24 protein-coding genes and 3 tRNA genes are annotated in these 24,909 nt (G+C 40.2%); 10 read left to right on the top strand and 17 right to left on the bottom strand.

Annotated elements, in window-relative coordinates; all coding sequences use genetic code 11:
• Both BKK50_RS08735 and BKK50_RS08730 read left to right on the top strand, forming a co-directional pair.
• On the top strand, positions 1-1,449 hold a 1,449-nt coding region (locus BKK50_RS08735; RefSeq protein WP_244149440.1), incomplete at its 5' end, for a type VI secretion system Vgr family protein.
• 56 nt (positions 1,450-1,505) lie between these two features.
• Positions 1,506-1,796: a DinI-like family protein gene (locus BKK50_RS08730; protein ID WP_244149439.1), complete on the top strand. Its 291-nt coding sequence runs from the start codon at positions 1,506-1,508 to the stop codon at positions 1,794-1,796.
• Positions 1,797-2,345: 549 nt separating this feature from the next.
• On the opposite strand, the gene BKK50_RS08725 is transcribed toward BKK50_RS08730, so the two are convergent.
• The 4 genes from BKK50_RS08725 to rho all read right to left on the bottom strand — a co-directional run bounded on the left by BKK50_RS08725 (position 2,346) and on the right by rho (position 4,344).
• Positions 2,346-2,421, bottom strand: a tRNA-Lys gene (locus BKK50_RS08725).
• Positions 2,422-2,469: 48 nt separating this feature from the next.
• Positions 2,470-2,556 (bottom strand) — tRNA-Leu (locus BKK50_RS08720).
• Positions 2,557-2,560: 4 nt separating this feature from the next.
• A tRNA-Gly gene (locus tag BKK50_RS08715) sits at positions 2,561-2,636 on the bottom strand.
• A 445-nt stretch (positions 2,637-3,081) separates the two neighbouring features.
• Positions 3,082-4,344, bottom strand: a complete 1,263-nt coding sequence (rho, locus tag BKK50_RS08710; RefSeq protein ID WP_077417279.1) for a transcription termination factor Rho — start codon at positions 4,342-4,344, stop codon at positions 3,082-3,084.
• Between the two features lie 275 nt (positions 4,345-4,619).
• On the opposite strand from rho, the gene argH reads away from it, so the two are divergent.
• From argH to rlmC, 5 genes are all read left to right on the top strand, one after another.
• On the top strand, positions 4,620-5,993 hold the full coding sequence (gene argH / locus BKK50_RS08705; RefSeq protein WP_077417277.1) for an argininosuccinate lyase: 1,374 nt from the start codon (positions 4,620-4,622) through the stop codon (positions 5,991-5,993).
• A gap of 138 nt (positions 5,994-6,131) precedes the next feature.
• Positions 6,132-6,485: a purine nucleoside phosphoramidase gene (gene hinT / locus BKK50_RS08700; protein WP_077417275.1), complete on the top strand. Its 354-nt coding sequence runs from the start codon at positions 6,132-6,134 to the stop codon at positions 6,483-6,485.
• On the top strand, positions 6,482-6,832 hold the full coding sequence (locus tag BKK50_RS08695) for a putative periplasmic lipoprotein (RefSeq protein WP_077417273.1): 351 nt from the start codon (positions 6,482-6,484) through the stop codon (positions 6,830-6,832). Before hinT ends, BKK50_RS08695 begins: the two co-directional genes overlap by 4 nt.
• A 3-nt stretch (positions 6,833-6,835) precedes the next feature.
• Entirely contained in the window at positions 6,836-7,882 is a 1,047-nt protein-coding gene (nagZ, locus tag BKK50_RS08690; protein WP_077417271.1) for a beta-N-acetylhexosaminidase, read from the top strand.
• Positions 7,879-9,033 (top strand): 23S rRNA (uracil(747)-C(5))-methyltransferase RlmC, encoded by a 1,155-nt coding sequence (gene rlmC / locus BKK50_RS08685; RefSeq protein ID WP_077417269.1) that lies wholly within the window; start codon positions 7,879-7,881, stop codon positions 9,031-9,033. The genes nagZ and rlmC overlap by 4 nt, the downstream gene beginning before the upstream one ends.
• A 347-nt stretch (positions 9,034-9,380) precedes the next feature.
• On the opposite strand, the gene BKK50_RS08680 is transcribed toward rlmC, so the two are convergent.
• From BKK50_RS08680 to BKK50_RS08620, 13 genes are all read right to left on the bottom strand, one after another.
• Positions 9,381-11,408: a BCCT family transporter gene (locus BKK50_RS08680; protein ID WP_077417267.1), complete on the bottom strand. Its 2,028-nt coding sequence runs from the start codon at positions 11,406-11,408 to the stop codon at positions 9,381-9,383.
• Positions 11,409-11,613: 205 nt separating this feature from the next.
• Positions 11,614-11,832, bottom strand: coding sequence for a hypothetical protein (locus tag BKK50_RS08675; protein ID WP_077417265.1), 219 nt, complete (start codon positions 11,830-11,832; stop codon positions 11,614-11,616).
• A 302-nt stretch (positions 11,833-12,134) separates the two neighbouring features.
• Complete coding sequence (mnmA, locus tag BKK50_RS08670) at positions 12,135-13,286, bottom strand: tRNA 2-thiouridine(34) synthase MnmA (protein ID WP_077417263.1); 1,152 nt, start codon at positions 13,284-13,286, stop codon at positions 12,135-12,137.
• 105 nt (positions 13,287-13,391) lie between these two features.
• Positions 13,392-14,327, bottom strand: a complete 936-nt coding sequence (locus BKK50_RS08665; protein ID WP_077417261.1) for an ADP-ribosylglycohydrolase family protein — start codon at positions 14,325-14,327, stop codon at positions 13,392-13,394.
• On the bottom strand, positions 14,327-14,587 hold the full coding sequence (gene nqrM, locus BKK50_RS08660; protein ID WP_077417259.1) for a (Na+)-NQR maturation NqrM: 261 nt from the start codon (positions 14,585-14,587) through the stop codon (positions 14,327-14,329). Before nqrM ends, BKK50_RS08665 begins: the two co-directional genes overlap by 1 nt.
• A gap of 2 nt (positions 14,588-14,589) precedes the next feature.
• Positions 14,590-15,630, bottom strand: coding sequence for an FAD:protein FMN transferase (locus BKK50_RS08655; RefSeq protein WP_077417257.1), 1,041 nt, complete (start codon positions 15,628-15,630; stop codon positions 14,590-14,592).
• 170 nt (positions 15,631-15,800) lie between these two features.
• Positions 15,801-17,036, bottom strand: a complete 1,236-nt coding sequence (gene nqrF, locus BKK50_RS08650) for an NADH:ubiquinone reductase (Na(+)-transporting) subunit F (RefSeq protein ID WP_077417255.1) — start codon at positions 17,034-17,036, stop codon at positions 15,801-15,803.
• A gap of 12 nt (positions 17,037-17,048) precedes the next feature.
• Entirely contained in the window at positions 17,049-17,645 is a 597-nt protein-coding gene (gene nqrE / locus BKK50_RS08645; RefSeq protein WP_077417254.1) for an NADH:ubiquinone reductase (Na(+)-transporting) subunit E, read from the bottom strand.
• 3 nt (positions 17,646-17,648) lie between these two features.
• Positions 17,649-18,275: an NADH:ubiquinone reductase (Na(+)-transporting) subunit D gene (locus BKK50_RS08640; RefSeq protein ID WP_077417252.1), complete on the bottom strand. Its 627-nt coding sequence runs from the start codon at positions 18,273-18,275 to the stop codon at positions 17,649-17,651.
• The gene (locus BKK50_RS08635; protein ID WP_077417250.1) at positions 18,275-19,009 is read right to left on the bottom strand and encodes a Na(+)-translocating NADH-quinone reductase subunit C; all 735 of its coding nucleotides are present in this window, start codon (positions 19,007-19,009) and stop codon (positions 18,275-18,277) included. Before BKK50_RS08635 ends, BKK50_RS08640 begins: the two co-directional genes overlap by 1 nt.
• Positions 19,002-20,237, bottom strand: a complete 1,236-nt coding sequence (locus tag BKK50_RS08630) for an NADH:ubiquinone reductase (Na(+)-transporting) subunit B (protein ID WP_077417248.1) — start codon at positions 20,235-20,237, stop codon at positions 19,002-19,004. The genes BKK50_RS08635 and BKK50_RS08630 overlap by 8 nt, the downstream gene beginning before the upstream one ends.
• 2 nt (positions 20,238-20,239) lie before the next feature.
• A complete protein-coding gene (locus BKK50_RS08625; RefSeq protein ID WP_077417246.1) occupies positions 20,240-21,583 on the bottom strand; it encodes a Na(+)-translocating NADH-quinone reductase subunit A in 1,344 nt (447 codons plus the stop codon).
• Between the two features lie 327 nt (positions 21,584-21,910).
• Positions 21,911-22,222 (bottom strand): BolA family protein, encoded by a 312-nt coding sequence (locus BKK50_RS08620; protein ID WP_077417244.1) that lies wholly within the window; start codon positions 22,220-22,222, stop codon positions 21,911-21,913.
• A gap of 92 nt (positions 22,223-22,314) precedes the next feature.
• On the opposite strand from BKK50_RS08620, the gene BKK50_RS08615 reads away from it, so the two are divergent.
• From BKK50_RS08615 to BKK50_RS08605, 3 genes are all read left to right on the top strand, one after another.
• Positions 22,315-22,914, top strand: coding sequence for a YajG family lipoprotein (locus BKK50_RS08615; RefSeq protein ID WP_077417242.1), 600 nt, complete (start codon positions 22,315-22,317; stop codon positions 22,912-22,914).
• Positions 22,915-23,221: 307 nt separating this feature from the next.
• Positions 23,222-24,169, top strand: coding sequence for a magnesium/cobalt transporter CorA (gene corA / locus BKK50_RS08610; RefSeq protein WP_077417240.1), 948 nt, complete (start codon positions 23,222-23,224; stop codon positions 24,167-24,169).
• Positions 24,169-24,714 (top strand): YggT family protein, encoded by a 546-nt coding sequence (locus tag BKK50_RS08605; protein WP_077417238.1) that lies wholly within the window; start codon positions 24,169-24,171, stop codon positions 24,712-24,714. Before corA ends, BKK50_RS08605 begins: the two co-directional genes overlap by 1 nt.
• Positions 24,715-24,909: the final 195 nt, after the last annotated feature.

Here is a 24,909-nt window from a genome sequence, read left to right as displayed (position 1 = left end):
TGGAAGATCATTGACAACAAGTGGTTTAATGGTATTGTCGAACGTGAACAACACGCGGATAACGGCTATAAAAAATTGTTCATTCGGGAAAAAGTGGCCGTATTTGAAAAGCCGTTAAATTGTTCCCACCGCCATATCACCTTGCGCAACTTGTGTGCTTGGATAACACAGCAAACAAAAATCCCTGTAAAAGTGCCACAAGCCGATTATGCTGATACACCGATTTCACTGTTCACCCATAACGGCAGTGGTTATCAATTATTAAGCAATATCGGGCGACAATACCAAATTACTGATTATATGTGGCAACAATCACCCGACGGTTCGCTTTTTGTCGGTTCACATAAAGATTCACGTTGGGCGGGTAAAAATATCGAGTTTGACGAGGGTATGACACTCACAAGCGGCAGTAATGATATGACAATTCCAATCACTGCCGCAATTCGCCCCGGTGCAATCATCAACGGCAATAAAATTCAGAAAGTAGAATTACATGGCGATGATTATGTGCTTTCATGGGAAAACTTAGATAAAAACGGAAAACCGGAACAGAAAAGCCCAGAACGCCGACAAATGGAAAAAACGTTCCCTGAGTTAGCGGGTGGGTATCATTTACCGAAATATGCAAAAGTGGTTGGTATTGCCGATCCGTCTAGTGGTGGTGACATTTCCGATCCGTTCCGTCCTAAATATGCCGTAGAATTGCAATTACTTGATGAAAACGGTAACGAAGATAAAACCGTGCCGATTTATCCAGCAGTGCCTTTGCCGGTAACAAGCACAGGTTCGCAAGGTGGCGATTTTGCCTTTCCCGAAGTCGGCACAATGGTTGAAGTGGGTTTTGCTTATGGCCGTAGCGATCAACCCTTTGTGCGCACATTATTAGCACAGGGCAAAACTGTTCCAAGTGTAGCACCGGGTGAACAACTTAAACAACAGCGGCCCGAAGTGTATGAACGCACCGATGCCGCCGGCAATAAAATTCGTGAAACAGACCAGAAAATTACCGATAAGTCTTTTGAACGCCATATTGAAACCGACAGCGAAGTAAAACAAATTGGCACATCAAACATCAGTATTGATGCAGACGGAACAGAAACCATTGGAGGGAATAAAACCGTCAGTGTTTTAGGTAGCATCAATGATACGACCGCAAGTAACCGAACAATAGGCACGGGCGAAACCTTACAAGAAAAGATTGTAGGACTAGCGCAACGTGTGTCAGATGAAAAAAATAAAATCGTAGCTCCATTAAGTTACATGGGATCAGAAGGGCAAAATATTTTCAGACTGTTAGAAGATACGATCCAGTTGTTAGGCGATTTGGCAAGCGAAGTAGCAAAACATACACATAACGGTTCGCCACCACCCGATCAATCTAATAAGTTTTCTTCTCAATCTTCAACAGCAAAAACAATAAAAAGTAAACTCACTCCGATTATTGAGTAACAAAATAAAAACCACTGTATATCTTGACAGTGATTTTTGTTTCTCTAAAATACTGTATGGAAAAACAGTTAACAAAGGGGAAGATAATGAGAAAACTAGACATTCGTTTTACTAAAGAACGCGACAGTAAAAAAATATCGGCACAACAAAAAATGATTGAGCGGTTAGAAGAAATATTACCGAAACGCATTGCCGAGAAATTTGATAATGTTGAAGTGAGAATAAGAACATCAAGCTCGCAAGGATTCGATGTTTCGGGATTTGATAAAAATGATAAGAACAAATTTTTAGAATATCTTGAAGAACTTTGGAATGATGATTCTCTACTTGATGGGATAGATGAATAAAAATCGCCAAATAGATGCAACAATCAAAAAAAACGCCTGATGGTACATACCAGCAGGCGTTTTTCTTTCAGAGAATATCAACTAAAAAACATCTCACGGAAAATTTAATCTATTGTTTTAAAAAATAAATCTACCAATAAAACATATCTAGAGCAACTCACGGAAATTTTTCATGTAAAACATAAAGTCACGGAAAATCCACTTCCTCCCCCGCCGAATTTACGTTAAAAAATCTCATTTTTTCAGTTAATTTTCAGACCTTAAATAACCCTAACTATTTGAAGTAAAAGGGATCATCTAAAGGAAAGAATAGTGATCTTAACTGTAAAAATTACAGTCTTTTACAGAGTTTTACTCTTAAAAAGGATCGTAAAATAAAACAAAATCATCATAACGCTATGATTTATAAAGAGTTTCTCTATTTTCCGTGGAAATTTTCAGAAGAATGGATTTCAGTTAAAACTAGACTGGCGGTTACCGCCACTTATAAAACATAGAGAATTAAACCGTGAAAAACAAACCGCCACTTTACCGCCAGTTTGTCTTAGATGGTGGGTCGTGAAGGATTCGAACCTTCGACCAACGGATTAAAAGTCCGCTGCTCTACCGACTGAGCTAACGACCCAAATATAGGATTTTAAAGGAGTTTTTATAAAATTGAGATTTTATAAAATGGTGCCCGAAGCCAGACTTGAACTGGCACGCCTCGAAAGGCGAGGGATTTTAAATCCCTTGTGTCTACCGATTCCACCACTCGGGCAAATTGGAGCGGGAAACGAGGCTCGAACTCGCGACCCCGACCTTGGCAAGGTCGTGCTCTACCAACTGAGCTATTCCCGCACTGTTACTGCGATTGCTGAATAACGGACTGTATTCTACCGATTTATGGCATACTGTCAAACGGAAATAATAAAAAATAGATTGATTGCTTAAAAATAACTCAAAAAATGAGGTTTATATTGAGCGATTCTAAAAGTTGGATTTATTAATTAGCTGATTTAAGATGTGTTTTTTATGTTCCAAAATTCCTCAAGCGGCTAGCAATAGATTTTGATATTTGAGACATTGAAATAAATCGTTAGAGAGTATGTGCTTTACTACAATGAATGGCATATTCGATTGAAGTTGGATTGGGCTCAACACAATATTGAAAGCCCTTGAAATATTAGTCTAATTTTTTAGTATTTGAAATTAGGCTTAACAAAAAAGGGAAACATAATATTTCCCTTTTGCAATTCTAACCATCTTTTAATTTTTATAAATCACTTAGCACAACACTTACGAACTACGAGCGTTTCATAATTTCAAAAAACTCTTCGTTGGTTTTTGCTACACCGAGTTTATCAATGAGCCATTCCATTGCTTCCACTTCACCCATTGGATTGAGAATTTTGCGTAAAATCCACATTTTTTGGAGTTCATCTGGTGTAGTAAGTAAATCTTCTTTACGCGTACCTGAGCGGTTGAAATCAATGGCAGGGAAAACCCGTTTTTCAGCAATTTTGCGAGAAAGGTGAAGTTCCATATTCCCCGTGCCTTTAAATTCTTCAAAAATCACTTCATCCATTTTTGAGCCGGTATCCACCAGTGCTGTCGCAATAATGGTTAAACTCCCCCCTTCTTCTACATTACGCGCAGCCCCGAAGAAACGCTTAGGGCGATGTAGGGCATTGGCATCCACACCACCGGATAAGATTTTACCGGAAGCCGGGGTGACGGTATTGTAGGCCCGGGCTAAACGTGTAATAGAGTCCAGTAGAATTACCACGTCTTTTTTGTGCTCTACAGAACGCTTGGCTTTTTCGATGACCATTTCCGCTACTTGAACATGACGTGTTGCCGGTTCATCAAAAGTTGAAGCGATCACTTCACCTTTTACAGAGCGTTGCATTTCAGTCACTTCTTCTGGACGTTCATCAATTAATAGAACGATAAGTTCACATTCTGGGTAATTATGGGTAATACTTTGCGCAATATTTTGTAGCAACATCGTTTTACCCGCTTTTGGCGGAGCGACAATCAAACCACGCTGACCTTTACCGATAGGTGAGGCTAAATCCAAAATACGAGCGGTTAAATCTTCTGTTGAGCCATTGCCTCGCTCCATTCTTAGACGAGAGTTGGCATGTAATGGGGTTAAATTTTCAAAGAGAATTTTACTGCGTGAAACCTCAGGCTTATCATCATTGACTTGATCCACTTTCAACAGGGCAAAATAGCGTTCACCTTCTTTAGGTGGGCGGATTTTCCCTTCAATTTTGTCACCGGTTTGGAGGTTGAAACGGCGGATTTGGCTAGGAGATACATAGATGTCATCAGGACCGGCAAGGTAGGAACTATCGGCAGAACGGAGAAAACCGAAACCATCAGGTAAAATTTCTAAGACCCCGCCACCGAAAATATCTTCACCACCTTTTGCGTGTTGTTTTAAAATGGCAAAAACAATGTCTTGTTTACGTAAACGAGCCAAATTTTCTAAGCCCATCTGCTCTTCGCCGAGTTTCACAAGATCCGAAACGGGCGTATTTTTAAGTTCTGTTAAATGCATAATGAATAATCGTTGGGATTAATAAGAGTTGAGTTAATGAAATGGAGGGCAGATGCCCTAAAATCTGGCGCGTAAGGTATCACTAAAAATAAGCATTGTCTAGTTTTTGTTGTAAAAATGACGTTTTTTTATGATAAAGTGCGGTTTGTTTTTACAAGTTTTTAGAATTTCTGAAATATTCGTTGATTTATGCATAAATATGCATTAATTTAGAATAAATTTTTAAATCAAAGGCTGTTTTGAGGCAGCCAAAATTCAATGATAGAGGATGAATTATGGCACTTTGGGGTGGGCGTTTTACACAAGCCGCAGATAAGCGTTTTAAAGATTTTAACGATTCTTTACGTTTTGATTATCGTCTAGCAGAACAAGACATTGAAGGCTCCATTGGTTGGTCGAAAGCGTTAGTGAAAGTGAAGGTATTAACGCAAGGGGAACAGCGACAATTGGAACAAGCATTAAAGGAATTACTGATCGAAGTGCGGTCAAATCCGCAAGCCATTTTGCAAGATGAAGCCGAAGACATTCATAGTTGGGTAGAAAGTAAACTCATTGATAAAGTGGGTAATCTGGGGAAAAAATTACACACCGGTCGTAGTCGTAACGATCAAGTCGCCGTTGATATAAAAATGTGGTGTAAACAGCGTGTGATCGAATTGCAAGATTCCATTCGCAATTTGCAACGTCATTTGGTGCAAACCGCTGAAAATACACAAGAGGCCGTGATGCCGGGTTATACCCATTTACAACGTGCCCAGCCTATTACATTTGCTCATTGGTGTATGGCTTATGTGGAAATGTTTGATCGGGATTACACCCGTTTAAGTGATGCCTATAAACGGATGAACACTTGCCCGCTTGGTAGTGGTGCCTTGGCTGGGACGGCTTATGCGGTCGATCGTGATGCCCTTGCTCAAGATTTGGGGTTTAGTTTTGCCACCCGTAATAGTTTAGACAGTGTATCGGATCGCGATCATATTGTGGAATTGCTTTCCGCCGCTTCTTTAAGTATGGCGCACCTTTCCCGATTTGCCGAAGATATGATCATTTTCAACAGTGGGGAAGCCAATTTTGTGGAATTGTCTGATCGGGTAACATCCGGTTCTTCATTAATGCCACAAAAGAAAAATCCTGATGCTTGTGAATTAATCAGAGGCAAAGCTGGGCGTGTCATGGGAGCATTAACCGGTATGTTGATGACCTTAAAAGGTTTACCGCTTGCTTATAACAAAGATATGCAGGAAGACAAAGAAGGGATTTTTGATGCCCTTGACACTTGGCAAGATTGTGTGGATATGGCGACCTTTGTCCTAGATGAACTCAAAGTGAATGTTGAACGCACTCGTGAAGCGGCGCTAAAAGGCTATTCCAATGCCACCGAGTTAGCAGATTATCTCGTGGCAAAAGGCGTGCCATTCCGTGATTCTCACCATATCGTGGGCGAAACAGTGGTCTATGCCATTGAGAAAGGCAAAGGGCTGGAAGATCTCACCCTTCCAGAATTTCATCAGTTTAGCGGAGTGATAGGTGATGATGTATACGATATTCTTTCCCTTCAATCTTGTTTGGATAAACGTTGTGCGAAAGGCGGGGTTTCCCCATTACGTGTGGCAGAAGCCATTGCAGAAGCGAAAGTCAGATTTGCTTAATAATAAAATGCATTAAGAAAATGTTTGTATGTTAGAGAACGTTTTTTTATAAAGAAAGGTAAATTGCAATTCAATATAATTTTTGATAAAAAGTGCGGTAACTTTCAACCGCATTTTTCATTGATGGAAGGAAATCCTATGGCAGAAGAAACCATTTTCAGCAAAATTATCCGGAAAGAAATTCCTGCGAATATTGTGTATCAAGATGAACTTGTAACCGCTTTTCGAGATATTGCACCGCAAGCGAAAACCCATATTTTAGTCATTCCGAATAAATTAATCCCCACAGTCAACGATGTAACGGAACAAGATGAAGTTTCTCTTGGGCGTTTATTCACCGTAGCGGCTAAATTAGCCAAACAAGAAGGGATTGCAGAAGATGGTTATCGCCTTATTGTCAATTGTAATCAGCATGGCGGGCAAGAAGTCTTCCATATTCATATGCACCTTGTCGGGGGAGAACCCTTGGGTAAAATGCTAGGTAAATCATGAAGCGTTCACTGATTATTTTTGCAAGCCTTGTATTGGCAGCTTGTTCAAGTTCTATTCCGAATTTGAACCACACAAATCGCCCTATTTTGAATATTGCTGCCGAACTTTCCCCTTCGATAGAAGCTAAAGCAGATTTGACTTCCGCTTGGGTAAAAAATAAGAGTACTCAACCACGCCATGTGAATTACCATCTTTTTTGGTATAACGAACAAGGTGTAACACAGGTCTGGGCGCAACAAAAAGAAAGTATCAAGGGTCGATTATATTTACTACCGCAAGAGAAACAGTTTATTGAGCTTGCCAAACCAACACCGGAAAGCACAAATTATCGCCTTTATTTACAATAAACTATGTCAACATTATTAATCGATCTCGAAAGCTATGAGCTTACCCAAGAGGAAGTCGAATTACTGGCACACCCTTTGGTGGCGGGGCTTATTTTGTTTACTCGTAATTTTTACGATCGTCAGCAAATTCAACATCTTATTTCATCTGTCCGTCAGCGTGTAAAAAAACCACTATTGATTACGGTAGACCAAGAAGGGGGACGGGTACAACGTTTCCGAGAGGGTTTCACTCAATTACCGGCAATGCAAGCGTTTGCTGCTTTATCTAAAGATCCTCAGCAACAGCAGGCTTGGGCATATGAAGCAGGTTGGCAAATGGCGACAGAAATGATAGCCCTTGATATTGATTTAAGCTTTGCGCCCGTTTTAGATTTAGGTCATGAATGTCGTGCTATTGGCGATCGGAGTTTTTCAAATGATGTTAAAAGTGCGGTTAATTTAGCCGGTGTTTTCATTGATGGTATGCATCAAGCCGGCATGGCAACAACCGGTAAACATTTTCCCGGGCACGGTCATGTGTTAGCGGACTCTCACTTAGAAACCCCGTATGATGAAAGACCTCGGGATGAGATTTTCAGCCAAGACATTCAACCTTTTCAACAATTAATTCAACAGGGAAAATTAGATGCCATTATGCCCGCCCATGTGATTTATTCACAATGTGATAGCCAACCGGCAAGTGGCTCGGAATACTGGTTAAAAAATATTTTACGATCACAATTACATTTCAACGGTGCGATTTTTTCCGATGATCTTGGTATGAAAGGGGCGGGATTTATGGGCAATTTTGTTGAACGAAGTGAAAAAGCCTTAAATGCCGGTTGTGATTTATTATTACTTTGTAACGAGCGAGAAGGCGTGATTCAAGTTCTTGATCATTTAACATTAAGAGAAACCCAATCACATTTTGCTCAGCGACAAGCTCGTTTAAGCACCCTATTTAAAAAGAAATCCCTCACTTGGGAAGCATTGACGAAAAGCGCACGTTGGTTAAAAAATCATGAAAAACTGACCGCGCTTCAGCAAGAATGGTTAGCGCAAAAAGCATGATTTGTCATCATTATCAAAAGGGAGATTGTCGCTCTTGCCAATGGCTTGAAATGCCTTATGAGCGACAACTTTCTGAAAAGACAGTCCATCTTAAAAATCAGCTTTCTCATTTAAACTGCGAAAAGTTAGTTTGGTTTCCGCCTTTTAAATCTTCACAGACAGCATTTCGTAATAAAGCCAAAATGGCGGTGAGTGGCGCGGTAGAACGGCCGATTTTTGCTCATCCTCAAGGTGTCATGGATCTATGCGACTGCCCTTTATATCCTACGCAGTTTAAAAGGATTTTTCCGATTATTAAGGATTTTATCGGACGAGCTGGTTTAGTCCCCTATAACGTAGAAAAACGAAAAGGCGAACTAAAATATATTTTTCTAACAGAAAGCCATGCAACAGGAAAATTGATGTTACGGTTTGTACTGCGTTCTGAAAGTAAGCTCCATCTCATTCGCCGTGAGCTTGAAACACTTTTAACCAAGCTCCCACAACTTGAGGTGGTAAGCGTTAACTTACAACCTCAGCATGCTGCCATTTTAGAAGGCGAAGAAGAAATTTTTTTAACAAAGCAACAGCATTTGCAAGAAAATTTTAACGATGTGCCACTTTTTATCCGCCCTCAAGGTTTTTTCCAAACCAATCCAAGGGTGGCTGTTGGGCTTTATGCCACCGCCCAACAGTGGATCACTTCATTACCTATCATGAAAGTTTGGGATTTATTTTGTGGTGTAGGCGGCTTCGGCTTGCATTGCGTTAAAGCTTTACAAGAAGTCAAATCCCATCCTATTGAACTGACAGGAATTGAAATTTCTCCTTCTGCAATTTTGGCGGCCAAAATGTCTGCACAAGCATTGGGTATGGAAAAAATAACCTTTCAATCCTTAGATGCGGCCAATTTTGCGTTAAATCAACATGAAAATAAACCTGATTTAGTCATTGTTAACCCACCACGCCGTGGTATTGGGCAAAAATTAAGTGAATTTCTCAATGAAATGCAACCTCACTTTATTTTATATTCCAGTTGCAATGCCGTTTCGATGGGCAAAGATTTAGCACACCTAACACATTATCAACCAACGAAAATCCAGCTTTTTGATATGTTTCCGCATACTACACATTATGAGTCGTTGGTGTTATTAGAATGTACCAAAAGCTAGAGAATAATTGGTTTTAAATATTACCTTTAAAGAAGGCTTCAAAATATAGAGTAGTGACAAAATTTGCATAAAAGAGAATGGCTTGAAAAATTGGCGTGGGCTTATGCGACCGAGGGGGGAGCGTGGAATCTAAATCGTTTTAAAATTTTAAAGCTCATTTTTAAATGGGTTTAGATCAGTACAAATTAGATCTAGAATTGCTTTTAGATTTAGATGTGGAAGAGCAAACTCAATAACCCTATCCCAAATTCGCTGCCCCCATTTCAACTTAACAGTAGTTTTAAGATTTGCATGCCAAATAAGCTCTAAAAAACTCATATTCTGCCCACACCTATGAGAGTAAAAAATCACTCTGCCAACTCCGTTTGTTCGTGTGCCATTAATTCCTGTCCAACATCATCAAGTAGGCTTAAATAACGTTCATATTGTTTTAATATATCGGCAATCAATTCCGCTTGATCCATATATTGCACATCGTAACCTACTCGGCCGTCAAAGAAATAAGTATAGGGTTCATAAGTGGTGTGGTGCTGAATATGTGGCAGATTTTCATCATTGATGAGCTGTTCAGATACTTCACGCCCCACCGATTTAATGCCATACATAAAATCACGCAGCGATTCTTTTTGTATCACCAACTCCACCGCTGGTTCTTCTTGCTCAAGCAAAGCATGAATTTCCACACTCAGATTATATTTGCCGATAAGTTCTTGGCGTAATTCACGCATTGCCGGTAATGCGGTATGTTTTAAGAAACGTAAAATATCTTTTTCTTGAGTTTGATTCATCATCTGCCCTAAGCGTTCTTTCCATTTTTCGCCTGTCCAGAAAATACTGGTTGGGTTGACCTTCGTCGCAAAATATTTTTTATCGGCATTTAATCCTTTCCATAGGCTAAAACACATAATTAACATCAGCACCGCAAAGGGTAAGGCGACCATTAACGTCATTGTCTGCAAATTGGCTAAACCGCCCGATTGCATTAATACTATCGCGACCATCGACATTAATAGTCCCCACATCACCGTCTGCCAGTTAGGTGAAGTAAGACTTTTATCACGAGAGGCGATATTATTTAAAACATAGATTCCCGAATCTGCCGAGGTGATAAAAAATAATGAGATCACAATCAAACTCACCAACCCACTCACAGTAGGTAGGGGTAAATAATCCAGAAATTTAAATAATAAGGTTTCCGGCGATGAAATCATTTGCCCTAGTGCGCCGGCCGCGTCCCCTTCATTTAACCAAATCGCCGTATTACCAAATACGGTAAACCAAAGGATGCCAAATACGCTTGGAATAACTAATACGCCAAAAATAAATTCACGAATAGTACGACCTTTAGAAATGCGGGCAATAAACAATCCAACAAAGGGTGCCCATGAACACCACCATGCCCAATAAAGCACCGTCCAACCACTAAACCACGCCGTATGTTCTTGCTCATAAACGTAGGTTTTGAAACTCAGTTGCACTAAATTGCTGAGATAATTCCCGATATTGTCGCTAAATGCAGAAAGCAAATAGAGGGTCGGGCCGGTGAGTAAAACAAAAACAAGCAATAAAAATGCCAAAGTTAAATTTAATTCACTCAGTATTTTTACCCCTTTACCCACACCTGAAATGGCTGAGAAGAGCGCCAAACTCATCACCACTGTAATGACGATCACTTGTAAGCCAAAACTATTCTCACTCACCCAGCCCATTTGGTGCAAACCTGCGCCTAACTGAGCCGCACCAAAACCTAAGGTCGTGATGATCCCAAATAAAGTGGCAAGTAATGCCATAATGTCGATGAGATCACCCATTTTTCCATTGATGCGATCTTTCAATAGCGGGTAAAAACAAGAGCGTAAGGCTAAAGGGAGTTTATAGCGGAAGCCAAAATAAGCAAGCGCTAATGCAATGGTGCCATATACTGCCCAAGCATGAATTCCCCAGTGAAATAACGTATGTAATAATGCCTCTTGTTGGCGGTGCTCTGGCGCACCGCTGGTAATTTCGGAAAGATAATGGGTTAAGGGTTCAGCCGCCCCAAAGAACATTAATCCCACCCCCATACCGGCGGCAAATAACATAGCAAGCCATGAGAGAAAACTAAATTCAGGCTCTTCTTCATCGCTCCCCAGTTTAATATTTCCTAAACTACTCACAGATAAAGTCAACAAAAAGCCCAAGAAGATCGAAAATGCTAAGATGTAAAACCAACTAAAATTGGCAAAAATCCCTGCTTTTGCTTGGTTTAATAATGATTGAGTTTGCTCCGGTGCGATTAAAATCATTGCCACCAGCAACAAAATAAAAAAGAGTGTCAATCCAATCACAAAAGGATTAAATGACGTTCGCTTTTCCATAAATTGAGATAAAGACAAACCTTTCCCCTTAAAATGAAGTCGATAAATTAAAAATTCGATTTATTTAAAACATTGCCATGAGGCAAAAAGTGTGTAGTGGAACCACTACGATGACAGCACATAGAAGTGCGATTTTGACAGAAACACTCAGTAGACATTGAGAGATTGTTTCTAAAAACACAGGAATTCTATCAAAAACTGATAATTATTTCAAATTGGTGAATTATTGAACATTAAAAGTGCGGTGAAAAATACCGATATTTTTTAGTGCTTTATGTAATGCATATTCATAAAATGGTAGGTAACCATTTTGAGGAAGAGAAACATCAGGACGTGTATCATCCCTACATTGGTGTAAATAGTCAAAAGAAACCTGTGATACCACACAATTCCCATCAATAGTGATAATTTTATCGGGTTGTTCACGTTCTAAAATCTGCATCGTTAATTGAATACCTGTAAACACTTCATTTTTGGCGAAAATCCCGTCTAAAACTTTGTGCTGATATTTATCAGGGGGTGATTTACTTTAATCAAAGACTGGTTCGCATTTTCAGGAAGAATATGCCATCAAATTAGCACCTAAATAATAACTATCTAATCCACCAACAAGATGATCTGGATAAAGGAATCGAATTGTTTTCATACTTCTTTCCTCATAAAGGAAGGGGCAATACGCTTGCCCCAGTGTGTATTACCTGCTAATTTTAACTTGATTTCTTGACTAAATTATTTCGTCATACATTATATTCGTTCTTCAATAATTCCCCCGCCTAAACAGACTTCATCAAGATAAAATACGGCAGATTGCCCCGGCGTTACTGCAACCTGAGGTTCATCAAAAATAACACGGATACAGTCGTGATTAATCGGTTCTATCACACAAGGAATATCCGTTTGACGATAGCGGGTTTTCACCGTGCAACGTAGGGGGTTATCCATCGGATGACGGTCGACCCAATGAAGTTGTTTGGCAATTAATCCTTTGGAAAATAAACGTGGATGGTTATGACCTTGCGCCACAATGAGTTCATTCTTTTCCACCTCTTTATCCACGACATACCAAGCTTCCTCACCGGCATTTTTCAGCCCGCCAATCCCTAAGCCTTTACGCTGCCCTAAAGTGTGATACATCAAGCCCTCATGGCGACCAATCACCTCACCGTCTACCGTACGAATATCTCCCGGTTGTGCTGGTAAATAACGGGCTAAAAAATCTTTGAATTTACGCTCACCAATAAAACAGATGCCCGTTGAATCTTTCTTCTTCGCTGTAATTAAGCCAAGATCTTCAGCAATGGCACGCACTATCGGTTTTTCAATTTCGCCCACCGGGAAAAGGCTTTGCCCCACTTGTTGATGACTTAAGGTGTATAAAAAATAACTTTGATCTTTATTGACATCTAAGCCTCGCAATAGCCGTGTATTTTCATCATCACCGGCACGGCGCACATAATGCCCAGTGGCGATATAATTAGCGCCGAGATCTTCTGCCGCATACTCTAAAAAGGCTTTAAATTTAATTTCTTTATTACACAAAATATCCGGATTCGGTGTTCGCCCTGCTTTGTATTCTGTTAAAAAATGCTCAAAGACATTATCCCAATACTCAGCAGCAAAATTAATTTTATGTAGTTTAATGCCGAGCTTATCACACACAGCTTGCGCATCAGCAAGATCGGCCGCCGCCGTGCAATAATCCGTATCGTCATCCTCTTCCCAGTTTTTCATAAACAAGCCTTCCACTTGGTAGCCTTGTTGCTGAAGAATAAAGGCAGAAACAGAAGAATCTACCCCACCGGACATTCCACAAATCACTTTTTTCTTACTATTTTCGGCAAGTTGTTCTGATGTGAGTTGAGGGAAATATTGATTGTAAGTTTTTGAAATTAACATAAATTCTCCCGTAACTTCGGTTAAGGCGAAGCACATTGGTTTGATTATTAAAATAATTAGAAGAAATTATTTTTTACTCACTAAGATATAATTGAAATTACCTTTTCATTGCATTAAAAAATTTTTTTGACAATTGTTCATGTCTTCTTTTTTTGCTAATACATTCATCCATTCTTGTGGAATTGAGTCAATACCATACAACAATCCGGCAAGTCCGCCAGCAACAGCAGCAGTCGTGTCCGAATCTTCACCTAAATTAACAGCATTTAATACTGTAGAAGAATAATCGTTATTATTTAATAAACACCAAATACTGGCTTCTAATGTATGCAATACATAACCCGAACTTTCAATTTCATCCTCATTGAATTGTGTAATATTTTGTCTAAATAATCGATCAAACATGTCTATTTCAGTTTTGGATATATTTAGTCTAGCTAAATAATCTGGTATTTCTTTTTGTAAACGCATGTAACTATTTAATTTATCTAGACCGTTTAGCAAATAACGAGCAAATTCTAAGTAATAGAAACACGCAATAATAGAACGAATATGCCGATGAGTTATTGAAACTATTTTTTTCGTATAAGTAAAACGTTCATCAATATTTTTATCAAACGTGAAAAATACTAAGGGTAAAATTCGCATTAATGCGCCATTTCCATTATCAAGCTCAGACTCACCACCAGATAATTCAGGTAGTACACCAGTATAGATGTTAAAAATGGATTTACGGGTTGCTATTCCAATATCAAAAATCTCACCTCTCGGACGCCAATAATCTTCTTCAACCCATTTTAAAAAGCTATTTGCGATTTTTTCTAAATTAAAATTAAGTTCAAGATTATCAGCAAGACAAAACGTAAGCGAACTATCGTCAGACCAAGTCCCTACCTCTTGATTATGTATACCTCCACTTTGCATTCCTGTAATCGGTGTGGCTTTTAGAGATGCACGATCCATAAATTCGGCAGGAACACCTAAAGCATCAGCGACACTAATACCAAATAACGCTGAACGCACTTGATCTAAATAGAACATTATTTCACCTCATAGAACTGTGAAGTATCATTTTTCTTCGCAAATTTTTGTTCGTATTCCGCTTTGGCTTGTTCATCGCCTGCATCTAATTTTGATTGAAGGGTATCGCAAGGTTTATCACAATCACAGGCTTTGGCGATCCCCAAAGTGGACAAGCCACCACAGCTGCCTTTTAGGCTCTGTTTTTTGATAATAAAACCAATCGACATCAGTAAAATAATTGCCACAAAGGCGATGAGAGTAAAAAATAAGGTTTGCATGATTATTCCTTTGTTTCCATCAATTTTTTAAATGCCGATGACATTTTTGTTTCAAAACCCTTTTCGGTTTTGATGATTAAGTAAACCGCGAGATCATTTTTTTCCGCCACCTCAAGGGCTTTATCTTCCCCAAGCACAAACAACCCGGTAGATAAACCGTCTGCTGTCATGGTTGTTGGGGCAAATACCGTGATAGAGGCAAGATGATGTTGAATAGGGTAACCGGTTTTCGGATCGATTTCGTGGGCAAAACGTTTGCCGTTTTCTTCAAAATAAATACGGTAATCGCCGGAGGTTGCCATTGCCATATTATTTAAACCAATCACATTGTCGACCGCTCTTTCCCCCGTCATATTAGGCTTTTCAATGGCGATTTGCCAAGGTTTTCCTTCTGCATTTTTGCCTTTGGCACGAATTTCCCCGCCAATTTCCACCATATAATTTTGTACATTGATCTGTTCCAATTTCTCTGCAACTTGATCCACCCCAAAGCCTTTCGCAATGGAAGAAAGATCAATATAAACTTGTGGAACAGCTTTACTTAATGTGGGGGTTTGACCACTCATATCAAGGGTAATTTTATCAATTCCCACCCAAGCTTGACGCTCTGCCAGTTGTTCCGCTGTCGGTTGGCGTTCCGGGCGTTTCTCCGGGCCAAATCCCCATAAATTCACCACGGGTCCAACAGTCACATCAAGCGCCCCTTCGGTGAGTTGATGTATCCGAATCGCTTCCGCTAACACTTTCGCAAAATCTGTGGAAATGTCGATAGGTATGTTCACCTGGGTATTTTGGTTAAAGCGGCTTAGTTCCGAATCCTTAATATAGGTGGACATTTTGGCATTGACGTCTTTCAAAATATGCTCAATCTGTTCATGAGCTTTTTGTGAATTTTCACTTACCGCACCATCATCAATATATTTGACATGATAGGTTGTGCCCATGGTTTTACCGCTTAGCGTAATCACTTCCGCTTCTTTCTTACAACCTACCAATGAACAAGCAAAAGCAGCGACAAGCAACCCGCTCAATATTTTCTTCATTTATCTTTCCTAATGTGATGAATTATAGGCAAACTGACTTTTCAATCAGCTTGCCTGTAATTGGAATAACAATAAGGGCGTATGCCATACGCCCCTTAAAATGCGTTAAATTTTGACCGCACTTCATTATAAAGTGCGGTCAATTTTTGTGATATTTTGATTAATTAAAATCAACCACCAAAGTCATCTAATAAGATGTTTTCGTCTTCAACACCTAAGTCTTTCAACATTTTGATGACTGCAGCGTTCATGACCGGAGGCCCACACATATAGTATTCACAATCTTCCGGTGCTTCATGGTTTTTCAGATAGTTTTCATAAAGCACATTGTGAATGAAACCGGTATAGCCATCCCAATTATCTTCCGGTAATGGATCGGAAAGTGCAACATGCCATTTGAAGTTTGGATTTTCCGCTTGGAGCGTATCAAAATCTTCCACATAGAACATTTCACGTTTAGAACGTGCACCATACCAGAATGAGATTTTACGTTTAGAATGTAAACGTTTTAACTGGTCGAAAATATGGGAACGCATTGGCGCCATACCCGCACCACCACCGATGAAGACCATTTCCGCATCCGTTTCTTTGGCGAAAAATTCACCGAATGGGCCGGAAATCGTTACTTTATCCCCCTCTTTTAATGACCAAATGTAGGAGGACATTTGACCCGGAGGAGCATCAGGTTGACGTGGTGGAGGCGTTGCAATACGCACGTTAAGCATAATAATGCCTTTTTCTTCCGGATAAGAAGCCATGGAATAGGCACGAATAATATGCTCATCCACTTTAGACACATAACGCCATAAATCGTATTTATCCCAATCCTCGTGATATTCTTCAGGAATATCAAAATCTTTATAGTAAACCGTATGCGGTTCTGCTTCGATTTGGATATAGCCCCCGGCACGGAATGGTACTTCTTCACCTTCAGGAATCGCCAATTTAAGCTCTTTGATGAAAGTGGCTTTGTTATCGTTAGAAATAACAGTACATTCCCATTTTTTCACGCCGAAGATTTCTTCCGGAAGTTCAACTTCCATATTGCCTTTCACATTCACTTGGCAAGCTAAACGGTAGCCTTCTTTGGCCTCACGCTTGTTGATGTGAGAAAGTTCCGTTGGGAGAATTTCGCCCCCGCCGCTTTTCACTTTCACAATACATTGACCGCAAGAGCCACCGCCACCACAAGCTGAGGAAACGAAGATACCTTTACTGGCTAATGCACCTAATAATTTGCCACCGGCAGGTAAAGTGATCGCTTTTTCAGGATCATCATTAATACCGATGGTAATATCCCCGGAATCCACCAGTTTTGATTTCGCAAATAAGATGATTGCTACTAACACCAATACGATAATCGTAAATGCAGCAATACCGAGTGCAAGAATTACTGAACCACTCATTGATTACACTCCTTATAATTGAATACCGGAGAAGGACATAAAGCCCAACGCCATCAAACCAACGGTGATGAAAGTAATGCCTAATCCTTTCAATCCCCCCGGAATATCCGCATATTTCATTTTTTCCGTTAAACCGGCAAGAGCGACAATAGCAAGCATCCAACCTAAACCGGAACCGAAACCATATACGATAGACTCAGGGAAATTGTAATCACGTTGAACCATAAAGGATACCCCACCAAAAATCGCACAGTTTACGGCGATAAGTGGTAAGAAGATCCCGAGTGCGTTATACAGGGATGGCATAAACTTATCTAATACCATCTCAAGAATTTGCACTAAACCTGCAATCACCCCAATAAAGGTGATGAAATTTAAGAATGATAAATCCACATTAGGAATAATCGCACTTTCTTTTAATACGTTAGCGTAGATTAACTGGTTTACCGGTACCGCAATCCCTAAAACGAAGGTCACTGCAATACCTAAACCAAAGGCGGTGGAAACCTTTTTTGATACCGCCAAGAATGTACACATTCCTAAGAAGAAGGAAAGTGCCATATTTTCAATGAAGACGGCCTTCACAAATAGGCTAATATAATGTTCCATTGATTATTTCTCCTGTTGCTCCGGTTTCCAAGTTCTTAATCCCCAGATCACAAATCCGATGATAAAGAATGCACTTGGTGCAAGTAAGAATAAACCGTTTGCTTGGTACCAACCTTGATTTTGAACGGTTTCAAAAATCGTTATACCGAATAATTTACCTGAACCGATAAGTTCACGGAAGAAGGCGACAATAACTAACATTGCACCATAACCTAAACCGTTACCGATACCGTCTACAAAGCTTTCAAGCGGTGGCGATTTCATCGCAAAGGCTTCTGCACGCCCCATGACGATACAGTTTGTAATAATCAAGCCAACGAAAACCGAAAGCTGTTTAGACAAACCGTAAGCATAAGCTTTTAATACTTGGTCAACCACAATTACCAATGAAGCGATAATCGCAAGTTGGACAATAATACGGATACTGTTAGGAATGTAGTTACGGATTAAAGAAACAAAAAGGTTTGATAGCCCTGTTACAAAAACCACCGCAATCGCCATCACAAAGGCGGTTTCTAATTTCGTTGTTACCGCTAATGCCGAACAGATCCCAAGAATTTGCAATGCAATTGGGTTGTTTTTAGCAATAGGAGCTAATAACAGATCTTTTAAATTTGTTTTTCCAGACATTAGTTCGCTCCTGCTTGAAGTTTTTCAAGATATTTACTAAAGCCATTTTCACTGAACCAGTAATCAAAAGTGCCTTGAACACCCTTGGCAGTCAAGGTTGCACCGGATAAACCGTCAATACTATGAGCATCTTTCGGTGCTTGGCCTTTCACAATATGAATAGCCGGTTGATGCTGTTCATTGAAAAGTTTTTTGCCTTTAAATAAACCGGCCCAATTTGGGTTTTCGATCTCACCACCCAATCCCGGGGTTTCACCATGTTGATAATAAGTGATCCCGTTAATGGTATTACCGTCCGGTTGAACCGAAACCAAGCCATACATCACAGACCATAATCCCGTACCGTAAATCGGTAAAATCACTTGTTGAGTTTGACCTTGTTCATCTTTCACAAGATAAACTTCAGCGGTTTTCCCGCGAGTGCGAATTCGAGCTTTATCTTGATCGGCAGGAATTGCTTGTTGCGCATCATCAGCTTGTGGAACATAATCCCCGCTTGCCAAATCAACAAAACGTGATTCGATAAATTTTGCATAGGTTTCTTTTACATTTGTTTTCTCTTGTAAAAGTCCTGCTACATTAAGGATATTTTTTTGTTTATCGAGTAATTTTTGCTCTTCTTGCGCAGGTTTTAACATCACTGCGGAACCAGCAACAATAATGGAACAAACTAAACTCAGTAGCAACACAACAAGAATTGTGCCGCCGACACTGTCTTTATTAAACTTAGCCATTTGTTCTTGCTCTCCGACGTTTGATATTTGTTTGAACAACGATGTAGTCAAAAATTGGTGCAAACAAGTTTGCAAAGAGAATTGCTAGCATCATCCCTTCCGGATAAGCCGGGTTGACCGTACGAATTAATACTGCCATCACGCCAATCAACGCACCATACCACCATTTACCGGTATTAGTGAACGAAGCTGAAACCGGATCCGTTGCCATAAATACCATACCCAGTGCAAAACCACCTAATACAAGGTGCCAATGCCAAGGCATTGAGAACATATGATTGGTTTCAGAACCAATTAAATTAAATAAGGTTGAAGTGGCGATCATACCAATCATAACACCGGCGATAATACGCCATGAGGCAATACGGGTGAAAACGATAATCGCCCCACCGATTAAAATCGCTAAGGTTGAAACCTCACCCATAGAACCCGGAATATTACCAATAAAGGCGTCCATCCAAGAGATTGGTTGACCGGTTACCGAATGTTGCAATGCACCTTGACCGGCTTGCGACCATTGTGAAAGAGCGGTTGCACCCGAGAAGCCGTCTGCGGCAGTCCATACCGTATCACCTGAAATTTGTGCAGGATAAGCAAAGAACAAGAAAGCACGACCTGCCAATGCCGGGTTCATAAAGTTACGTCCAACCCCACCGAAGATCTCTTTTGCCACCACGATACCAAAACTGATACCTAATGCTGCCTGCCATAAAGGTAATGTTGGCGGAACAATTAAAGCAAAAAGAATCGTAGAAACAAACATCCCTTCATTGACTTCGTGACCACGCACAACGGAGAACAAGAGTTCCCAAATGGTACAAACGGTGAATACCACCAAATAAATCGGTAGGAAGAAAATTGCCCCTAATGCCATTTTACTTCCCCAACCTGCATTTAAGGTTAAATCTAACCCTAAACTATTGGCGAGGGCATAATGCCAGTCTGTTGCAATTAATTGCTCTAAATTACCTAATTGATTTAATGCAGGGATTGCTTGGTTACCCACATTGTACATACCATAAAAAATCGCAGGAAACAGTGCGAGGAACACGGTGATCATCATACGTTTTGAGTCTAACGCATCACGAACATGCGTGTTTTTATGCGTTACCGTACCCGGGGTATAAAGCAAGGTATAAATCGATTCAAAGATCGGATAAAGCTTGCTGTATTTACCCCCTGGTAAAAACGCGGGTTCCATTTTTTCTAAAAGATTTTTTAAACCCATTTCTAACCTTCCTTCTCAATCTTTTCCAAAGCCTGACGTAAGATTGAGCCATATTCATATTTGCCCGGGCAAACAAATGAACAAAGCGCTAAATCTTCTTCATCCAACTCTAAACAACCCAATGCTTGAGCACCGTCCGTATCACCGGCGATCAAATCTCGCAACAATAAAGTCGGTAAAATATCTAACGGCATGACACGCTCATAGTTGCCGATTGGCACCATGGCACGCTCACCACCATTTTCTGCAGTGGTAAAGTTGAAGAGTTTTTTACCAAAATGGCCTAATACGGTACGGGTAATGGAATATTTATTCGGCTGCGGTGTAATCCAACCAAAGAATTCCTTATTATTCCCTTCTGCAAGCACAGAAACTTGTAGGGCATAACGACCTAGATAGTCGTGCACGCCTTTTGCCGTGTTACCGCAAAGTACAGAACCGGAAATGACACGATTTTCACCCGCATTAAGCTCATTTTCAGTTAATTGAGAAAGGTTTGCGCCAATTAACGTACGAATTAAACGAGGCTCTTTGACTTGTGGACCGGCAAGAGAAATCACACGATCAACATAAAGCTCACCGGTGGTAAATAATTTACCAATAGCAATCACATCTTGATAATTGAGATGCCATACAGTTTTATGTACACCAACAGGATCGATAAAGTGAATATGTGTTCCCACTAAACCAGCCGGATGAACGCCACCAAAATCATGAAGCTGAAGATTTGATAACTCTACGGTCGGGATACTCGCCTCACCTGCTTTACACAGATGTAATGGCTTGCTTGGAAATAAACGGCTTAATACGGTTAAACCATTAATGAAATCTTGCCCATAATCTTTTAACACGATTTCGGGATTAGCTGCCAATGGATTAGTATCCATCGCATTGACAAAAATAGAGGAAGGTTCACTTTCAATGACCGGAATTTTGCTAAATGGACGTGTGCGAAATGCTGTCCAAAGACCGGATTCCACCAAGTTTTGTTTCACTTGTTCGGAAGAAAGCGTATTGAGTTCATCTGCATTGTATTTCGTAAAAGTGACCTGTTCATCTCCTTTTACATCAATGACCACAGATTGTAATACACGTTTTTTGCCACGATTAATCGCAGTGATAGTACCACTTGCTGGGGCTGTAAAAACCACGCCAGGATTTTTCTTGTCTTCAAAAAGCACTTGACCTTTCTTAACAACATCACCTTCGCGTACCTTCATGGAAGGACGCATCCCCACATACTCCTCACCAAGAATCGCAACTTGATTCACAACATTGCCGTTGTGGATTACTTGTGCCGGTTTTCCTGCAATAGGAAGATCCAAGCCTTTCTTAATTGTAATCATACTGTTTGCACTACTTTTCAAGGTTAAAAATACGATTGCAAATAAGCAGACCTAAATGCAATCTCGTGTTTGAGCGTGACAGAAAATGCTAAAAAATCAAAGCATTCGTAACTGGCACATAATTTAAAAAACTCAAATCTGTTTAATTTTTAGGCAGACAAAAAAATCACTACTCTGCCCAAAGTTGCAAATATAAAATTTAAACGCCCCATTCTAGCGAAAATCCGCTTTTCATTCCACCTTAAGGCGTATTTTTTGTGAAAATTTTGTGAACTTTTTTAAATATACACATAAATGGTTACGCCATAATATATTTAAAGGATAAACTTATAGTCCGACACCACTACAATTCGGTGAAGACGGGAATACTTCGCCACGAGCCATCCATTCCTCTTTTGTGTAAAGATGTAGCGCCAAGGCGTGAATCCCATTTTTTAGATCATCAGCAAATAATTGATAGACCGTTTGATGACGTTGTACTCTGGACATCCCCTCAAAGATGTCACTCACAATGACAAATTTGAAATGTGAATCTGCCCCTCTCCCTGAGCTATGTAGATGACTTTCATTTTCTACCGCCACAAAGTGCGGTCGAAATTCCGTGTGAATTTTTGCTAACAAAGCCTGTTGTTTTGACATCTTCAATCTCCAATAAATTTTGTAGAAACGCTATACATCCGCAATTAAGTCTGCAAGAATAGCACAGTTCAATTCAATCCATTGAGGAAATTATGAAACTGACAAACAAAATCAAAACATTATCCGCTGTGAGCGTTGCCGTAGTGACCCTTTTCCTTGCCGGCTGCCAAGCCCAATCAAATACCCTCACCTTTACTCCACCAGCCCCAACCGCTTCGTTGAATGTTAATCAATCTGCGGTGGTGTACGTCACAACAAAAGATGCACGTCCACAACAAGATGTGGCAAGTTATACAAAAAACGGTGAGTTAATCAAACTCAATACCTCGCCTAGTGTCACGCAACTATTTCAACAGGTAATGCAACAAAATTTAGTGAGCAAAGGGTTTCGCATCGGTCAATCAAACAATGCTAACGCCGGTGTTACCGTTGAAGTTAAAGCGTTCTTCACCAACGTTGAGCAAGGCAATTTGCGTTATAACCTGACCGGAAAAATTCAAGTTATCGTTTATGTACAAGGAGTGGGCGGAAGCTATAACAAAGCGTTCAATGCTACACGATCTCAATCCGGTGTCTTTAATGCTGACAATGATGAAATCCAAAAAGTGCTGGGCGAAACCTTCAACGATATTGTTAATAATATTTATCAAGATCAAGACGTTGCCTCTGCTATCAATCAATATACCCGCTAATAGAATTTGGGGCATTACGCCCCATTTATTTTCCATAAAAACTTGACGAATTCCCCTTTCAAGCGTAACATTCGCCCGATTTTTTAACGAGAAGGACACACACTTTGGACAGTCATAGTCGATACCGAATATCGCTTTAGTCTCCCGCCTTATGCCAATATGGCTATCGGCGAGAGTTCGTCGGTAGGTTTACCATTTTCGGCATCTTTAAACCAAACGAAATACCGCAATTTTTAACCGCACTTTATTCGTTTGACATTCTTATATGTTCACGGTTAGCTGTTCATAATCCCAAAAGGAGTATGAAATGATCAACGCTTTTGCAATCAATGATTCTCGCTTAGTTCGCATTGATGAAGATCAAGCCAATCTGAGTAACGCTATTTGGCTTGATTTACTTGAACCCACAAGCGAAGAACGTGAAATGCTGCAAGAAAGCTTAGAACAAAGCCTTGCCTCTTTCCTAGAATTGGAAAATATCGAAGCATCTGCACGTTTTTTTGAAGACGAGGACGGCTTACACCTTCACTCATTCTTTTATTGTGAAGATGAAAACGACTATGCGGATTTAGCCAGTGTGGCATTTACCATTCGTGATGGACGCTTATTCACCTTACGGGATCGGGAACTCCCCGCATTTCGCTTATACCGTATGCGTTCCCGTAGCCAGCGTTTATTAGAAGCGAATTCTTATGAAGTGTTATTAGATCTTTTCGAAACCAAAATCGAGCAGTTGGCCGATGTGATTGAAAATGTTTATGCAGATTTAGAGGCATTAAGCCGTGTCATTTTAAATGGAAAACAAGATGAAGCCTTTGATGAAGCGCTAAACACCCTCACCGAACAAGAAGATACCAGTTCGAAAGTCCGTTTGTGTTTGATGGATACCCAGCGAGCCCTTGGTTTTCTTGTGCGCAAAACCCGTTTACCGGCAAACCAGCTGGAACAGGCGCGTGAAATCTTGCGAGATATTGAATCCTTACAACCTCATAACGAGTCCTTATTCCAAAAGGTTAATTTCCTCATGCAAGCGGCAATGGGTTACATCAATATCGAGCAGAATAAAATCATGAAATTTTTCTCCGTGGTATCCGTGATGTTCCTTCCTGCCACACTGGTGGCCTCCACTTATGGCATGAACTTTGAATTTATGCCAGAGTTGCATTTTAAATACGGCTACCCAATGGCTATCGGTTTAATGATTGCCGCTGCTCTCACCCCTTACATTTATTTTAGACGAAAAGGATGGCTATAATGGAATTATCCCAAACCGCATTATTTGTGGGTTCGATTATCAATTTTTATGCACTGGTATTAGTTTTACGGGCTTGGTTACAGTTCGCTCGGGTCGATTATTACAACCCGCTCTCACAATTTGCTGTGAAAGCAACAGAGCCGATACTGAAACCTCTGAGAAAATTTGCCCCGGTTATCAAAAATGTTGATACCTCAGCACTTTTTGTCATTTTTCTGCTTGGGGCATTAAAATCCGTGCTTTATTTTGGTTTAGCCATTGATGTTATGCTCATTTTAGGCGTGCTAAGTATTCTCAAAGCAATCGGTGTCGCCATTTTCTATGTACTCTTTATTAGTGCCATATCCAGTTGGTTTAACCAAGGGCATAATCCTATTTTTTATGCCCTGTATCAGCTTACCGATCCACTGCTTCGCCCTATAAGAAAAATTCTTCCCACACTGGGTGTGATTGATTTTTCACCGATGGTAGTAGTATTTATCTTACTTTTTATCAATAATTTACTGACTGATCTGCTGCAAGGGCTTTGGGTCATTGCCGGATAAATGCCAAAAAAACCGGTATTATGTAGCAAATGCACAAAACAGAAATTTTAACCAAAACGTAGGGACACACTGCGTGTGTCCGTTATAGAATCAAATTATTTCAATAGGTTAAAATTCGGACACACGCAGTGTGTCCCTACCGCTTTTCCCAAAAAAATCGCCTTTTCAACGGCTCGAAATCTGAAATTTAGCCCT

This window comes from Rodentibacter rarus (assembly GCF_001998965.1).
Classification (GTDB): Bacteria; Pseudomonadota; Gammaproteobacteria; order Enterobacterales; family Pasteurellaceae; genus Rodentibacter; species Rodentibacter rarus.
This window is presented reverse-complemented; position numbering and strand designations above follow the sequence as displayed.

Excerpts from the sequence above, each read along its gene's own strand:
- mnmA (WP_077417263.1), bottom strand. The coding sequence starts at position 13,286 with ATGTTAATTTCAAAAACTTACAATCAATATTTCCCTCAACTCACATCA.
- BKK50_RS08655 (WP_077417257.1), bottom strand. The coding sequence starts at position 15,630 with ATGAAGAAAATATTGAGCGGGTTGCTTGTCGCTGCTTTTGCTTGTTCA.
- BKK50_RS08630 (WP_077417248.1), bottom strand. The coding sequence starts at position 20,237 with ATGGGTTTAAAAAATCTTTTAGAAAAAATGGAACCCGCGTTTTTACCA.
- nagZ (WP_077417271.1), top strand. The coding sequence starts at position 6,836 with ATGTCAACATTATTAATCGATCTCGAAAGCTATGAGCTTACCCAAGAG.
- corA (WP_077417240.1), top strand. The coding sequence starts at position 23,222 with ATGATCAACGCTTTTGCAATCAATGATTCTCGCTTAGTTCGCATTGAT.
- BKK50_RS08695 (WP_077417273.1), top strand. The coding sequence starts at position 6,482 with ATGAAGCGTTCACTGATTATTTTTGCAAGCCTTGTATTGGCAGCTTGT.
- BKK50_RS08620 (WP_077417244.1), bottom strand. The coding sequence starts at position 22,222 with ATGTCAAAACAACAGGCTTTGTTAGCAAAAATTCACACGGAATTTCGA.
- BKK50_RS08625 (WP_077417246.1), bottom strand. The coding sequence starts at position 21,583 with ATGATTACAATTAAGAAAGGCTTGGATCTTCCTATTGCAGGAAAACCG.
- argH (WP_077417277.1), top strand. The coding sequence starts at position 4,620 with ATGGCACTTTGGGGTGGGCGTTTTACACAAGCCGCAGATAAGCGTTTT.
- BKK50_RS08615 (WP_077417242.1), top strand. The coding sequence starts at position 22,315 with ATGAAACTGACAAACAAAATCAAAACATTATCCGCTGTGAGCGTTGCC.
- BKK50_RS08605 (WP_077417238.1), top strand. The coding sequence starts at position 24,169 with ATGGAATTATCCCAAACCGCATTATTTGTGGGTTCGATTATCAATTTT.
- BKK50_RS08635 (WP_077417250.1), bottom strand. The coding sequence starts at position 19,009 with ATGGCTAAGTTTAATAAAGACAGTGTCGGCGGCACAATTCTTGTTGTG.
- BKK50_RS08675 (WP_077417265.1), bottom strand. The coding sequence starts at position 11,832 with ATGCAGATTTTAGAACGTGAACAACCCGATAAAATTATCACTATTGAT.
- nqrE (WP_077417254.1), bottom strand. The coding sequence starts at position 17,645 with ATGGAACATTATATTAGCCTATTTGTGAAGGCCGTCTTCATTGAAAAT.
- BKK50_RS08640 (WP_077417252.1), bottom strand. The coding sequence starts at position 18,275 with ATGTCTGGAAAAACAAATTTAAAAGATCTGTTATTAGCTCCTATTGCT.
- rlmC (WP_077417269.1), top strand. The coding sequence starts at position 7,879 with ATGATTTGTCATCATTATCAAAAGGGAGATTGTCGCTCTTGCCAATGG.
- BKK50_RS08665 (WP_077417261.1), bottom strand. The coding sequence starts at position 14,327 with ATGTTCTATTTAGATCAAGTGCGTTCAGCGTTATTTGGTATTAGTGTC.
- nqrF (WP_077417255.1), bottom strand. The coding sequence starts at position 17,036 with ATGAGTGGTTCAGTAATTCTTGCACTCGGTATTGCTGCATTTACGATT.
- rho (WP_077417279.1), bottom strand. The coding sequence starts at position 4,344 with ATGCATTTAACAGAACTTAAAAATACGCCCGTTTCGGATCTTGTGAAA.
- BKK50_RS08730 (WP_244149439.1), top strand. The coding sequence starts at position 1,506 with ATGGAAAAACAGTTAACAAAGGGGAAGATAATGAGAAAACTAGACATT.
- hinT (WP_077417275.1), top strand. The coding sequence starts at position 6,132 with ATGGCAGAAGAAACCATTTTCAGCAAAATTATCCGGAAAGAAATTCCT.
- nqrM (WP_077417259.1), bottom strand. The coding sequence starts at position 14,587 with ATGCAAACCTTATTTTTTACTCTCATCGCCTTTGTGGCAATTATTTTA.